The following is a 13,595-nucleotide window of genomic DNA, read 5'->3' as shown; positions in this document are numbered from 1 at the left end:
CCGCTCTACCCGCCATAAGACGATATTTCTAGAAATGCTGGTTGAGTGGGTGCGATGCGTGGCGTTCTGGGCCGCTTCGCAGGGCCTTCGCGCCCGTGCCGTGCCCCTTGACCGGTAGCCTGGTGTCGTCGGACCTGTTCAAAGGTGCGGCAGGTGAACGCGGAAAGGAACGTGCAGGAGACGTGGAGTTCCTCAGACGCGCCTACAACCGGTTCGTCCACATGGTTCACGAGCTGGCGAAGTTCGGGACGATCGGCGGCATCGCCTTCTTCCTGGACATGGGCGCGACGAACCTCTTCAGGTTCGGATTCGGCTGGGGCCCGCTGATCTCGGCGGTCCTGGCCACCTGCATCTCCGCGACGTTCGCGTACCTGGGCAACCGCTACTGGACGTTCCGGCACAGGGAGCAGAGCGGGCTGGCCAGGGAGTACGCGCTGTTCTTCCTGCTCAACGGGATCGGGCTGCTGATCGCGCTGATCTTCATCGGGTTCACGACCTACACGCTGGGCCTGCACGACCCGGTGAGCTACAACATCGCCAAGATCGTCGGCGTCGGTTTCGGCACGCTGTTCCGGTTCTGGTCCTACAAGCGGTGGGTCTTCCTCGCCCCCGAGGACCCGCCCGTCGAGCCCGCCACCGGTCTCCCCGAGACCGTCCCCTCCCGCAGGCGCTAGCCGGCCGACCGGCGGGACTATCCGCGCGTGGCGCCGGACAGGCGGGACCGCAGGTCCGCCAGGCCTGGACCGGCCAGCTGCGGCAGGGCGGCCCGACGCTCGGTCAGCAGGAGCAGGATCGCCGCGATCGGCCCCTCCACCCGCGACCCTCGCCCCACGGACCAGGAACAGTCGGTGGCGACGAGTTCGAGGCCGTCCAGCTTCCGCTGAGCGTGGAAGGGCCCTCTCATCGTCCAGACCCGCGTCGCCGCGGCCTCGGCGGGCCGCGCGGGCATGGGCCGCTCCCGGCCGAGCGGGATCGCGATGTCCTGCCCGTGCACGAGGACGTCGATGAGCGGCTCGAGATCGCTGATGCCGGGCACCTTCTTCCGCGACCCGACCATCTCCCGCAGCAGCACGCCGTACTGCCGCACGGGCAGCGCGGCCTGCCGTACGGCGGTGTCGCGGATCATGCGGTTGAGGTCTCCACGAGCTCTCAGCAGCTCGACCACCGCCGTCAGCGGGCGGATGTGGGCCAGCGTCAGGTGGGCCGCGACGTCGCGCACCCGCCAGCCCTCGCACAGGCTGGGCGTCTCCCACTCCTGCTCGGACAGGTCGTCGAGGAGGTCCGCGAGCCCTGACCGTTCGCGGTCGATCGCCTGCCACACCTCATCGCGGTCCATCCCGGCCTCCCTCCGTCCGCAACTTGGTACGATGATGGAACTATTTTGGTTCGATAATCTGTCCAACGTCAAGGGGTGTTCCGTGAGCGAGGACGAGCTGAACCTCGGCGTGCTGTGCTTCATCCCCTACCGCGCCATGGAGACCAGGGTCATGGAGGCGCTGGCCGAGGCCGGGTTCGACGACATCACGCCCGCCCAGAGCCGGGTCTTCCAGCGGATCGGCCCGCACGGCACGCGCGTGAGCGAGCTGGCCGAGCAGGCCAGGGTGAGCAAGCAGACGACCACGTTCCTCGTGGACCAGCTCGAACGGGCCGGCTACGTGGAGCGGGTGCAGGATCCGACCGACGCCAGGGCGAGGCTGGTGCGGATCGCGGCGCGCGGTCACGCGGCCGGTGCGGTCGCCAGGGTGATCGAGGCCGAGGTCGAGGCCGAGTGGACGCGGCACCTCGGCAAGCGGGACGCCGGCCACCTGCGCCGAGCCCTCACCCGCCTCCGCGAGATAACCGACCCCTACCGTTGACGGTTCAGGCGGGGCCGGTCACCACGCGGCGGCGGCTCGGGTTGTCGGCGGGGCGCAGGAAGATGGCGAACACCGCGGGCCTGCGGCGCACGAGTTCGAGCCGTCCGCCGTCGGCGGCGGCCAGCGCGCGGGCGAGGGTGAGGCCGAGGCCGGTGCCACCGCCGCCGCTGACGTTGCGTTCGAAGACCTTGGGGGCGATCTCGTCGGAGATGCCGGGGCCTTCGTCGGCCACCTCGATGACGACGTAGTTGTCGCTGCTGCTCGTCGACACGGACACGGCACCGCCGCCGTGCTGGATGGAGTTCTCCAGGAGGGACGCGACGACCTGGCCGAGGCCGCCGCCGGTGGCCAGGGCCTTGAGTCCGCGGGCGCCGTCGAGGGAGACGGAACGGCCCGCGCGGCGGAAGGCGGGCTCCCACTCGGTGACCTGCTGGACGAGGACCTCGTCGACGGAGATCGGCTCGGCCTGGGCGATGCGCTGGCGGCGCGCGGCGGCCAGAAGCTCGTCGATGACCGCGGTGAGGCGTTCGGCCTGGACGATGGCGGCCTCGCCCTCCTCGCGAACGATCGCGGGGTCGTCCGAGGCGGCGACGATCTCCTCCAGGCGCATCGTGAGCCCGGTCAGCGGGGTGCGCAGCTGGTGCGAGGCGTCGGTGGCGAACTCGCGCTCGCGCGTGATCAGGTCGGCGATGCGCGTGGCGCTGCGGTCGAGCACCTCGGCGACACGGTCGAGCTCGGGAATGCCGTAGCGGTGCTTGCTCGGCCTCGCGTCTCCCGAGCCCAGCCGATCAGCGATCTTGGCCAGGTCGAGGAGGGGGAGGGTGAGCCGGCGGGACTGCACGATGGCGAGACCCACCGCGACCGCGAGAGCCGCGGCGGCCAGTGCCACGATGAGGAGCAGGCGAGCGCGTACGTCCCGCTCGACCTGATCCTTGTCGCGGCTCACCCTGACGTAGATGCCGCTGTCCGACTTGGCCTCCTCGTGCATGGAGTGGCCGGACGGCGGGGAGGCGCCGACGACGGTCGCCGTCGGCGGGTTGCCGTTCACATAGATCTGGATGTATCGGTCCGGATACTTCTGTTTGAGCTGTTGCGGATCGAGTGGAGTCTCCTGAATGCGGGCGTATTCCACCTCACCCACGAGGCGGGTCGCCTCCGCCCTCAGTTGCTGGTTGGCGTCCTCGACGATCAGGCGGCTGACCACCACGCCCAGGGGCACCCCGAGCAGGAGGACGGCGATGACCGCGACGACCAGGGTGGAGGAGAGTAGGCGGCGGCGCACTGCCTACTCTCGCTCGAATCGGAAGCCGACTCCCCTGACGGTGGTGATGTAGCGCGGCTTGGCGGCGTCGTCGCCGAGCTTGCGCCTGAGCCAGGAGATATGCATGTCCAGGGTCTTGGTGGAGCCCCACCAGTTGGTGTCCCAGACTTCGCGCATGATCTGTTCGCGGGTGACCACCTTGCCGGCGTCGCGCACGAGGACGCGCAGCAGGTCGAACTCCTTGGTCGTCAGATGGAGCTCCTTCTCGCCCATCCATGCGCGACGGGAGTCGGCGTCGATGCGGACGCCCTGGACCACAGGGGTCTCCGAGGTGCCGCGCCGTAGGAGCGCTCTGACGCGAGCGAGGAGTTCGGCGAGGCGGAACGGCTTGGTGACGTAGTCGTCGGCACCGGCGTCGAGACCGACGACGGTGTCGACCTCGTCGACGCGTGCGGTGAGGATGAGCACCGGCGTGCCGTGCCCTTCGGCGCGGATCCGGCGGGCGACCTCGAGGCCGTCCATCTCGGGCAGGCCTAGGTCGAGAACGATGAGGTCGATGCCTCCCGACAGAGCCCTCTCGAGGGCCTGCGGGCCGTCGGGGCTCACCTCAACCTGGTAGCCCTCACGGCGCAGGGCGCGCGCGAGTGGCTCGGAAATCGAGGTGTCATCCTCGGCGAGAAGTACGCAGGTCATGAAGCGATCGTAGGACCTTAGGCGATCGTTTCCCGGGCACAGCGCGCGGTTTGACTCGCGTTTGACCTATCTATTGACCTGGGCAAACGCTGATAAATGACGGCTAGTGCGAATTTAATGCCCCACACATTGCCGGGCCCTCAGCGTCCGCTGTTTCCTCTGCTACGGCAAGCCCCCGCCAGGCCACCGTGGTCACCGCCGGCCGCCCGTCAAGCACGCCACTCCAGCGGACTCCGGTTCTCGCCGCTACATCGTCCGAGAATCGCCCACTTTGTCGAAAGCTTTGCCATCCGGGCAGCGAAACGCCCGCCGGAACGGATGTCACGGCGGGCGACCCACGGCGTGCTACTCGGACGGAGGCTCGGCGTAGCGGGCGAGGTACAGCTGCTCGCCCAGGCTCTGGATGAGCCCCAGCTCCGTCTCCAGGTAGTCGATGTGGTGCTCCTCGTCCTCGAGGATGTCCTCGAAGAGGCGCGCCGAGGTCGTGTCGCCCTTCTCGCGCATCAGCTTGATGCCCGGCTTGAGCCGGTCGACCACGCTCAACTCGACCTCGAGGTCGGCCCTGAGCTGCTCCTCGACGGTCTGGCCGATGTGGAGGGTGCCGAGCCGCTGGTAGTTGGGCAGGCCTTCGAGAAAGAGAATGCGATCCGTGAGCCGCTCGGCGTGGCGCATCTCGTCGATGGACTCCTCGCGCGTGTGCTTGGCCAGTCTGGTGTAGCCCCAGTTCTCCTGCATCTTCGCGTGGAGGAAGTACTGGTTGATAGCGGTGAGCTCCGCGGTCAGCTGCTCGTTGAGCAGCTCGATGATCTGCTTGTCGCCCTGCATTGAACTGGGCTCCTCGTGCTATGCGGTCGGAATCAAGTCCTCTGACCGCTTCAGGATCGCACAGATCTTCCGCACGCAAGAGGCACAGTCCGCCCCGGCGCCCGTGGTGTCGCGGATCTGCCGCGCGCTCTTGGCGCCCGCGGCGATGCAGTCGTGGACCTCGTTCTCGGTCACGGCGCGGCAGACGCATACGTACATCGGGGAGACAGACCTCTCGCAGGAACGGCACTTAAAAGGTTAGGCACACCTAAGATAACCCATGATGGTTAGGCTTGCCTATGTGGAGTGCGACACAGGCATAAATCACCCACGAGGGGACATTGCTCCCTCGGGATAGGTTTCGCTGGGTAGCAGGACGGCTACGGATCAGGATCCGGTCACGCTTTCCCCAAGCATGCCGCGCCGGGCGCGCCGACGCGTCCGCCCCCGGTCGCACGTCCGCGCGGCGGCCGTGCGCCTCCGGATGGGGGCGCCACTCCCTCCGGAGGCGTACGCGGGGCTCCTAGAAGGAGGGGCTCTCCGCGCCGATGGTGGTGGAGTTGCCGTGGCCGGTGTGCACGACGGTCTCGTGCGGCAGCACCAGCAACCTGGTCCTGATCGACTCGACGAGCGTCTCCCTGGAGGAGAACGACCGACCCGTCGCGCCGGGCCCGCCCTCGAACAGCGTGTCGCCGGTGAAGACCGCGCCCAGCTCGGGCGCGTAGAGGCACACCGCGCCCGGCGCGTGGCCAGGCGTGTGGATGACCTGGAGCTCCACGCCGCCCGACGCCAGCTTCTGGCCGTCCTCCAGCGGCGTGTACCGCACGTCGTCGCCGTACTCCATCTCCCACAGCACCTGGTCGGCGGGGTGCAGCAGGATCGGCGCGCCGGTCAGCTCCGACAGGACGGCGGCCGCGTTGATGTGGTCGTTGTGCGCGTGGGTGCACACGATCGCGGCGACGGTCCTGCCGCCCACCCGCTCGGCGATCTTCTCGGCGGAGTGGGCGGCGTCGATGACGATCACCGAGCGCGCGTCGCCGACCAGCCAGACGTTGTTGTCGACGTCCCACGTGCCGCCGTCGAGGGAGAACGTGCCCGAGGTGACGACCCTGTCGATCACAGCGTCACCACCGAACGCAGGACCTCGCCCCTGTGCATCCTGGCGAAGGCCTCCTCGACCTGGCCGAGCGAGATCGTCTCCGACACGAACTTGTCGAGCGGGAGCCTGCCCTGCAGGAAGAGGTCGATCAGCATGGGGAAGTCGCGTGAGGGCAGGCAGTCGCCGTACCAGGAGGACTTGAGCGCGCCCCCGCGGCCGAAGACGTCCAGCAGCGGCAGTTCCAGCTCCATCGCCGGCGTGGGGACGCCCACGAGGACGACGACGCCCGCCAGGTCACGAGCGTAGAAGGCCTGCTTGTAGGTCTCGGGGCGGCCGACCGCCTCGATGACGACGTCGGCGCCGAACCCGCCGGTCAGCGCGCGGATCGCGGCGACGGGGTCCTGCTCGCCCGCGTTCACGACGTCGGTGGCGCCGAAGTCGCGGGCCCAGGCCAGCTTGCGGTCGTCGACGTCCACCGCGATGATCTTCACGGCTCCGGCGAGCGAGGCGCCGAGGACGGCCGCGTCGCCGACACCGCCGCAGCCGATGACGGCCACCGTGTCGCCTCGCGAGACGTTGCCCGTGTTGAGCGCGGCGCCCAGGCCCGCCATCACGCCGCAGCCGAGCAGGCCGGCGACCTCGGGCGGGGCCTCGGCGGAGACCTTGGTGCACTGGCCCGCCGCGACCAGCGTCTTCTCGATGAAGGCGCCGATGCCGAGCGCGGGGCTGAGCTCTGTGCCGTCCTTCAACGTCATCTTCTGTGTGGCGTTGTGGGTGGCGAAGCAGTACCAGGGCCGGCCGCGCAGGCAGGCGCGGCAGTTGCCGCAGACCGCGCGCCAGTTGAGGATCACGTAGTCGCCCGGCGCCACCTCGGTGACCCCCTCACCGACCGCCTCGACGACACCCGCCGCCTCGTGGCCGAGCAGGAACGGGAAGTCGTCGTTGATCCCGCCCTCCCGGTAGTGGAGGTCGGTGTGGCAGACGCCGCACGCCTTCACGGCCACGACCGCCTCGCCCGGCCCCGGGTCCGGCACGAGTACGGTCTCGACGGAGACATCCTGGCCCTTACCTCGGGCGATGACGCCCTGGACTTCGTACGGCATGCCGTTCATCATCTGCTCAGGACGATGATCTCCGCAAGACATACGGCTGCACCACGCCGAGACCTCTCGCAGGTCGGCGGCGGATCTTGTGCAGGCCGAAGTCCTTGTCGGCCAGCCCCTCGGCCAGCTCCGCGTCGATGACGATCGTGCCGGGCCTGGCGATGGCGGTCAGTCTGGCGGCCAGGTTGACGGTCGTGCCGAACACGTCGCCCATCATCGGCACCACAGGACCGTAGGCCATGCCGATGCGCAGCTGGCCCGTCTCGATGAGGTCGAGCGCGATCTCGGCGGCCTGCGCCTGGGTGGGAGCGGTGAACAGCACCTCGTCGCCCAGCGTCTTGACCAGCCTCGCCCCGTGGGCGGCGACCACGTCGGAGGCCCGCGACTCGAACCCCTCCACGAGCTCGGCGAGCTCCCGCTCCGACAGCTCCCTCGACCGCCTGGTGAAGGAGACCAGGTCGGCGAATCCGACCGCGATCGACACGCGCGTCGGCACCCGCTCGTCGTTGATGTCGGCCATCGCGAGCAGGCGGGTCCCCGCGGCGGCGAGCTGGGCCCGCCAGACGTGGACGAGCACGTGCTCGAAGTCGGGAAGCAGCTGCTGTGACGTCTCCAGGATCCTGGCGAGGTCGCCGTCGGACGGCTCCTCCTCCGGCAGCATCGCCCCGATCATGATCTCGGCCTGCCACTGGGCGAGCCTGGCGGTGGTCTGGCCGAGCGCCCTGGCCAGGCGGATGACCGTGGGCTCGTCCAGCAGCCCGCCCTCGAGCATCTTGCGCACCCTGCGCAGCGCGGCCACGTCCGCGTCGGAGAACGCCACCGCGTCGTCGGCGTGCGTCGCGAACCCCAGGGCGCGCCAGATCCGTTCGGCGAGCTCCTGCGACACGCCCGCTCCCGCGGCGACCTGCTCCCTGGTGTAGCGGGGCGTGGCGCCGACCAGCAGCCGCTCGATCTCCTCCGCCGTCGGCCTCATCGTCGTGACGACTACCTTCCGTCGACGTCGCCGTCGGAGACGTCCTCGACGGCACGGAACAGGTCGGCCCGCACGTCCTGAATCCTCGGGATGTCACGGAGGGCGAGCTGGCCCTGGTCGCTGGCCGACTCGACGGTCAGCGTGCCGCAGCCCAGCATCCGCTCGGCGAAGGACTGGTCGGAACTGACCGAGTTGACCTTGGTGAGGGGGATCTCGTCGGTCGACTTGTTCAGCACGCCGGTGCTGATCGTGAAGCGGTGCGTGGTGAGCACGTAGCCGGTGTTCTTCCACTGCAGGTAGGGGACGAACGACCAGATCGTCAGCAGGATGACCGCGATCACGATGACCGCCGCCCTGCCGTACAGCGCGAACTCCCAGCCGCCCGGGATCAGGTACAGCCCGACACCGGTGGCGGCGAGGATGAGGACGAGCGCGACCGCGGGCCCGACGAGCCGCTTCCAGTGCGGGTGGAACGACCTGATGCGCCGTTCGCCCTGAGTCAGGTGGTGATCCGGGAGAGTCATGGCAGAAATCGTGGCACGGACCCTCGCCGAACGCTACGAAGAAGGGCGAACGTGGACCACGTCGCCCGCGCTGAACGTCTGGCCCGCGACCTGCAGGTGCCCCGACACGTCGACGCCCGTGGCGGTGCCGGCCAGTATCCGCTCGCCCGGCAGCTCCACCCGCACCTCACGGCCGATCGTGGCGCTGGAGGCCAGGTAGGCGGCGCGCAGGCCGGAGGCGTCGGCGTCGCCGTCCGCCGCGGTCCAGTCGCGGTAGTGGCTCTCGATCTCTCTCAGGATGGCCCTGATCAGCGGGTCCCTGTCGGTGCCCTGCGGGCGTTCGCGGTCGTGTTCCGTGTGCGTCGCCTCGAGCTCGATGGCGATGGAGGTGGCGGTGTCGACGGGCAGCTCGGTCGTGCGGAGCGAGACGTTCAGCCCCATGCCGACGACGACCGCGCCGCTCTCGAGCCGCTCGGCCAGGATGCCCGCCAGCTTCCTCTCCCCGACCAGCAGGTCGTTGGGCCACTTCAGTCTGACGTCCAGCTCCGCGACACGCCGTACGGCGGAGGCCGCGGCCACACCGAACAGCAGCGGCAGCCAGCCCTGGCGCGCGTGCGGCACCTGGGGGTGCAGCAGCACGGAGAAGGTCAGCCCCGAGCGAGGTGGCGCGTTCCAAACGCGGCCCAGCCTGCCGCGGCCCGCGAACTGGGCCTCGGCGATCAGCACCGCCCCCTCCCTCACGCCTTCCCTGGCCCGCCGGGCGAGGTCCGCGTTGGTGGATCCGGTGCGGTCCACGACCGTGAGGTCCGTCCACAGGCTGCCCGGCCTGACCAGGGCGCGGGTGAGCGCCGCCTGGTTCAGCGGCGGGCGGTCGAGGTCGGCGAAGCGAGAATCGGACACCTGACCATCTTCCCCCAGTTTGACCCCCCACCGCGCCCGATTCGGCCGACCGCAACCCCCGATCTCGGGGGTTCGCTCCAAGTCACCGCCAAAGTGCGGACCGGTGGCCGGCGGGCGTCTTCTCCCGAGCGCGGGGTCGTCGCCACCGGCGGCGCGCGGGGCGGCGGTCGGCCGGAGGTTCTCGGGCAGACGGCGGGTTTCGGAACGGCCGTAGGCCGGGGTCCTTCGCCGGGCCCTCCCCCCGGAGGAAGATGAGGGGGTGAGCTCTCCCGACGTCCGCATCTCCTCCGTCAACGCCGTCGCGACGCTCGGCAGGATCGGCGACGGTGACGCGGCCACCTCCACGAGCGGTACGGCGTAGGTGACGAAAGTAGGGTACGAAAGGTGACGACCCCGACCACCCGCGCCCACATCACGGAAATCTCCGGAAACCGCGCCAGAGACCGGCGGGACTACCTGGCCACCGAAGAACCCATGGAGATCCGTGTCACCGCTCAGGGCGGCGAGCGCAGAACCGTGGCCATCACCATGCGCACGCCCGGCCACGACTTCGAGCTGGCGGCCGGGTTCCTGCACGGCGAGGGGCTGGCCAGGCCCGGCGAGATCAAGGCCATCGGCTACTGCACCGACGAGGACGTGACGCCCGAGGCTCGCTACAACACGGTCACGGTCGCGCTCGACGGCCCGCTCCCCGACCTGCCCGCACTCGACCGCCACTTCGTCACCTCCAGCGCGTGCGGGGTCTGCGGCTCGGCCAGCCTCGACGCGTTGCGCGACCGCTGCCGCCCCCTCCCCCAGGGCGAGCTGTCGATCACCCCCGAGATCCTGTACGGCATGCCGTACCGGCTGAGGGAGGCGCAGGGCGGCTTCGGCAAGACCGGTGGCCTGCACGCGGCCGGGCTGTTCACGGCAGACGGCGCGCTGGTGGCGCTCAGAGAGGACGTCGGCAGGCACAACGCGGTCGACAAGCTGGTCGGGTGGGCGTCGCTGACCGGGAAGCCGCTCGCCGGGCACGCGCTGATGGTCAGCGGCAGGGCCAGCTACGAGATCATGCAGAAGGCGCTGGCCGCGGGCATCCCGATGGTGTGCGCGGTGTCGGCCCCGTCGTCGCTGGCGGTCGACCTGGCCAGGGAGTTCGGGATGACGCTGGTCGGGTTCCTGCGCGAGGAGCGGTGCAACGTCTACTCGGGCAGGGAGCGCATCGCTCTGTAGCCGTTCACGCCCTCTTCACCAGCAAGATCGAGTCATGTATCTTCGTAAAGTCCGTCGAAGAAAAGTTTCACTAAAGGAGAGGTAGTGGACAAGAAGCTTCACATGCTGGCGTTACCGATCGCGGCCGTTGCGCTGTCCATCCTGCCGACCGCTCCCGCCCATGCCGCCGATGGCTACGACCGTTGCCACGCCGGCTACTACTGCATGTTCTCGGGCCTCGATGGCACGGGTGACATCATCGAGATCCAGGCCAGCACGCCTTCTCTGGCCGCGTTGAACATGGACGACAGGGCCAAGTCCGACTGGAACAGGACCGGCTCCTACATCCACCTCTACTCCGAAGCCGACTTCGGCGGTTGTTCTGCCGTGACCACCCCGGGCGGCAAGGGCAACTTCTTCAGCACCTACCGCGACTTCTTCAGCTCTGTTCGCATCGGCGGCCCGAACGGCCCGTCCTGCGGCACCGACCAGGAGTTCAGGGTCAAGACCCACTCCTGACAAGGGCGATCGACGGCCCGGCATCGTGCTCACGATGCCGGGCCGTTCGCATGCCCCACCCCGACCGCGCCCATCACAAAGGATCCTGGCTCTTCTATGGAATGAAGCATTCCGTTCTGCTATTCTGGAACAGAACAAGCCGTTCCAATGCAGGAGGCCTGCGATGACTGCCCTCGACACCCGCCCCGTGGTGACGACCCCCCAGGAGAACGTCGCCTACCGCCGGCGCTGGCCCGCGCTGTTCGTGATCCTCGCCGGCTCGGTGATGGAACTGCTCGACGCCACCGTCACCCACATCGCGGGCCCCACCATGCGCACCGAGCTCGGCGGCGGCACCTCGCTGATCCAGTGGCTCGGCGCCGCCTACACGCTGGCCATGACCGCGGGCCTGCTGATCGGCGGCAGGCTCGGGGACATCGCCGGTCGCAAGCGGATGTTCCTCATCGGCGTCACCGGCTTCACGATCGGCTCGATGTTCTGCGCGGTCGCCGTCTCCCCCGAGACGATGATCGCCGCCAGGGTCCTGCAGGGCCTGTTCGGCGCGGCCATGATCCCGCAGGGGCTCGGGCTCATGAAGGAGATGTTCCCGCCGAAGGAACTACAGGCGGCATTCGGGCTGTTCGGCCCGGTCATGGGCCTGTCGGCGATCGGCGGTCCGATCCTCGCCGGCTGGCTGGTCAGCGCCGACCTGTTCGGCACCGGCTGGCGGATGATCTTCCTGATCAACCTCCCGGTCGGCATCGCGGCCGTCATCGCGGCGGCCCGCTTCCTGCCCTCCTCCCCTCCCGCGGGCGGCGTCAAGCTCGACCTGCCCGGCGCGATCCTCGCCTCCCTCGGCACCGTCCTGATCGTCTTCCCGCTGGTCCAGGGCGGCGAGCACGGCTGGCCGATCTGGACGTTCGCGATGATGGCCGCCTCGGCCGCGACCCACTGATCGCCCCCTCGCTGTTCCGCAAGCCCGCGTTCGTCTCCGGCCTGGCCGTCGGCGCCATCTACTTCGCCGCGTTCGGCGGCGTGTTCCTGGTCATCGGCCTCTACACCCAGCTCGGCCTCGGCTTCTCTCCCCTGAAGGCGGCGCTGACCGGCGTGCCGTCCTCCATCGGAATGATCGCCGGCATGGGCGTCGCGCAGGCCACCCAGAAGTACGGACGCAAGGTCCTGCTCGCTGGCGCGGTCGTCATGGGCCTGGCCGTGCTGGCCCTGCTGGTCATCGCCGAGCCCGGCGTCACCCCGTGGCAGCTCGCCCCCGCGCTCGCCTTCGTCGGCCTGGGCAGCGGGCTGATCATGGGCCCCTACTTCACCATCGTGATGGCCGCCGTCGACCCGCAGGAGACCGGCTCGGCCTCGGGCACCCTCACCGCCATCCAGCAGGTCGGCAACGCGCTCGGCCTGGCCGTCCTCGGCACCGTCTACTTCGGCACCAACAGTGTGGAGACCACCCTCGCGGTGGCGGCCGTGATGATCGCGGCGACCTTCCTCGTGGGCCTGATGCTGCCCAAGCAGGGCCGTACCGACACCGAGTTCGTGCACTGACCACGCTCCCGCCCCGCTGGACCGACACCTCCCTGAAAGGACCCGTCATGATTCACCCCTTCCGCATCGAGATCCCCCAGGCCGACGTCGACGACCTGCGCGAGCGGCTGCGCCGTACCCGATGGAGCGGGGAGATCCCCGGCCAGGGCTGGAGCCGCGGGGTGCCCGCCGGCTACCTGAAGCAGCTGGCCGCCTACTGGGCCGACGGATTCGACTGGCGCGCGCAGGAGGCGCGGCTGAACCGCTTCCCGCAGTTCACCACCGAGATCGACGGCCAGAACATCCACTTCGCGCACGTCCGCTCCGCCGACCCGGAGGCTACGCCGCTGCTGCTCCTGCACGACTGGCCCGCCTCGTTCGTGGCGTTCGTCGAGGTGATCGAGGAGCTCTCCCGCGACTTCCACGTGGTCGCGGCCAACGCCCCCGGCGTCGGCTTCTCGGGACCGCTGGCCGGTCCCGGCTGGAGCACCGGCAAGATCTCGACCGCGTTCGTCGAGCTGATGGACCGGCTCGGCTACGACAGGTACGGCGTGCAGGGCCAGGGCGGCGGCGCCTGGTACGCGATCGAGATGGGGCGCCAGGCTCCCGAGCGTGTGATCGGCGCCCACGTCAACGGATACGTCACCTTCCCCTCCGACGACCCGCAGGACTTCGCGGGGCTGACGGAGGACGAGCAGGCGCGGCTGGCCAAGTTGCAGCACTTCAGGGACGACATGATGGGCTTCAACGTCCAGCAGTCGACCAGGCCGCAGACGGTCGCGTACGGCCTGCACGACTCGCCGGTGGGGCAGCTCGCGTGGATAGTCGAGAAGTTCAAGGAGTGGACGGACCCGGCGGCGGAGCTGCCCGAGGACGCGGTCGGGCTGGACAACCTGCTGACCAACGTGAGCGTGTACTGGTTCACGGGGACCGCGGGCTCGTCGGCGAACCTCTACTACGAGAACGCGCACGACCCCGCCGCATGGGCGCCGAAGGAGCGCAGCACCGTCCCGACGGCAGTGGCGCTGGCCAAGGGCACCGACATCACGATCCGCCGGTTCGCCGAGCGGGACGCTCCGGTGGTGCGGTGGACGGAACTCGAGCGGGGCGGGAACTTCCTGCCGCTCGAGCAGCCCGAGGCGTTCGTCGAGGACGTCAGGGCGTTCTTCGCCGCCCTCTGA

17 protein-coding genes are annotated in these 13,595 nt (G+C 69.5%); 7 read left to right on the top strand and 10 right to left on the bottom strand.

All coding sequences use genetic code 11. The features are described 5' to 3' along the window. Positions 1-182 precede the first annotated feature (182 nt). Complete coding sequence (locus ACFSKW_RS09100) at positions 183-674, top strand: GtrA family protein (RefSeq protein WP_379571134.1); 492 nt, start codon at positions 183-185, stop codon at positions 672-674. Positions 675-691: 17 nt separating this feature from the next. On the opposite strand, the gene ACFSKW_RS09095 is transcribed toward ACFSKW_RS09100, so the two are convergent. After that, positions 692-1,336, bottom strand: coding sequence for a maleylpyruvate isomerase family mycothiol-dependent enzyme (locus ACFSKW_RS09095; RefSeq protein WP_379571132.1), 645 nt, complete (start codon positions 1,334-1,336; stop codon positions 692-694). An 82-nt stretch (positions 1,337-1,418) separates the two neighbouring features. Here ACFSKW_RS09095 and ACFSKW_RS09090 point away from each other — a divergent pair, with 82 nt between their 5' ends. Continuing rightward, positions 1,419-1,856, top strand: coding sequence for a MarR family winged helix-turn-helix transcriptional regulator (locus tag ACFSKW_RS09090; protein ID WP_379571130.1), 438 nt, complete (start codon positions 1,419-1,421; stop codon positions 1,854-1,856). Positions 1,857-1,860: 4 nt separating this feature from the next. Here the strand turns inward: ACFSKW_RS09090 and ACFSKW_RS09085 are convergent, their stop codons facing one another. The 9 genes from ACFSKW_RS09085 to ACFSKW_RS09045 all read right to left on the bottom strand — a co-directional run bounded on the left by ACFSKW_RS09085 (position 1,861) and on the right by ACFSKW_RS09045 (position 9,192). Beyond that, positions 1,861-3,138 (bottom strand): ATP-binding protein, encoded by a 1,278-nt coding sequence (locus ACFSKW_RS09085; protein ID WP_379571128.1) that lies wholly within the window; start codon positions 3,136-3,138, stop codon positions 1,861-1,863. Between the two features lie 3 nt (positions 3,139-3,141). Continuing rightward, positions 3,142-3,810 (bottom strand): response regulator transcription factor, encoded by a 669-nt coding sequence (locus ACFSKW_RS09080; RefSeq protein ID WP_043620820.1) that lies wholly within the window; start codon positions 3,808-3,810, stop codon positions 3,142-3,144. Positions 3,811-4,155: 345 nt separating this feature from the next. After that, positions 4,156-4,635: a bacterioferritin gene (gene bfr / locus ACFSKW_RS09075; protein ID WP_379571126.1), complete on the bottom strand. Its 480-nt coding sequence runs from the start codon at positions 4,633-4,635 to the stop codon at positions 4,156-4,158. A gap of 18 nt (positions 4,636-4,653) precedes the next feature. After that, on the bottom strand, positions 4,654-4,833 hold the full coding sequence (locus tag ACFSKW_RS09070) for a (2Fe-2S)-binding protein (protein ID WP_379571124.1): 180 nt from the start codon (positions 4,831-4,833) through the stop codon (positions 4,654-4,656). Positions 4,834-5,137: 304 nt separating this feature from the next. Beyond that, positions 5,138-5,734: an MBL fold metallo-hydrolase gene (locus tag ACFSKW_RS09065; RefSeq protein ID WP_379571122.1), complete on the bottom strand. Its 597-nt coding sequence runs from the start codon at positions 5,732-5,734 to the stop codon at positions 5,138-5,140. After that, on the bottom strand, positions 5,731-6,816 hold the full coding sequence (locus ACFSKW_RS09060) for an S-(hydroxymethyl)mycothiol dehydrogenase (RefSeq protein WP_379571120.1): 1,086 nt from the start codon (positions 6,814-6,816) through the stop codon (positions 5,731-5,733). Before ACFSKW_RS09060 ends, ACFSKW_RS09065 begins: the two co-directional genes overlap by 4 nt. A gap of 16 nt (positions 6,817-6,832) precedes the next feature. Beyond that, positions 6,833-7,789 (bottom strand): adenylate/guanylate cyclase domain-containing protein, encoded by a 957-nt coding sequence (locus ACFSKW_RS09055; RefSeq protein ID WP_379571118.1) that lies wholly within the window; start codon positions 7,787-7,789, stop codon positions 6,833-6,835. A gap of 11 nt (positions 7,790-7,800) precedes the next feature. Next, entirely contained in the window at positions 7,801-8,313 is a 513-nt protein-coding gene (locus ACFSKW_RS09050) for a PH domain-containing protein (protein ID WP_379571116.1), read from the bottom strand. A gap of 33 nt (positions 8,314-8,346) precedes the next feature. Further along, positions 8,347-9,192, bottom strand: a complete 846-nt coding sequence (locus tag ACFSKW_RS09045; protein WP_379571114.1) for a biotin--[acetyl-CoA-carboxylase] ligase — start codon at positions 9,190-9,192, stop codon at positions 8,347-8,349. Between the two features lie 384 nt (positions 9,193-9,576). Here ACFSKW_RS09045 and fdhD point away from each other — a divergent pair, with 384 nt between their 5' ends. From fdhD to ACFSKW_RS09020, 5 genes are all read left to right on the top strand, one after another. Further along, entirely contained in the window at positions 9,577-10,404 is an 828-nt protein-coding gene (gene fdhD / locus ACFSKW_RS09040) for a formate dehydrogenase accessory sulfurtransferase FdhD (protein WP_379571112.1), read from the top strand. Between the two features lie 84 nt (positions 10,405-10,488). Continuing rightward, positions 10,489-10,902, top strand: a complete 414-nt coding sequence (locus ACFSKW_RS09035) for a peptidase inhibitor family I36 protein (protein ID WP_379571110.1) — start codon at positions 10,489-10,491, stop codon at positions 10,900-10,902. A 163-nt stretch (positions 10,903-11,065) separates the two neighbouring features. Next, positions 11,066-11,836 carry an MFS transporter gene (locus ACFSKW_RS09030; protein ID WP_379571108.1) on the top strand — a complete coding sequence of 257 codons (771 nt, stop codon included), beginning with the start codon at positions 11,066-11,068 and terminating at the stop codon, positions 11,834-11,836. Beyond that, complete coding sequence (locus ACFSKW_RS09025; RefSeq protein ID WP_379571519.1) at positions 11,785-12,435, top strand: MFS transporter; 651 nt, start codon at positions 11,785-11,787, stop codon at positions 12,433-12,435. The genes ACFSKW_RS09030 and ACFSKW_RS09025 overlap by 52 nt, the downstream gene beginning before the upstream one ends. A 47-nt stretch (positions 12,436-12,482) precedes the next feature. Further along, a complete protein-coding gene (locus ACFSKW_RS09020) occupies positions 12,483-13,595 on the top strand; it encodes an epoxide hydrolase family protein (protein ID WP_379571106.1) in 1,113 nt (370 codons plus the stop codon).

The organism is Nonomuraea mangrovi, from assembly GCF_042681425.1.
GTDB classification, from domain to species: Bacteria; Actinomycetota; Actinomycetes; order Streptosporangiales; family Streptosporangiaceae; genus Nonomuraea; species Nonomuraea mangrovi.
The sequence above is the reverse complement of the archived record's forward strand: the minus strand, read 5'-3'. Positions and strand labels throughout refer to the sequence as shown.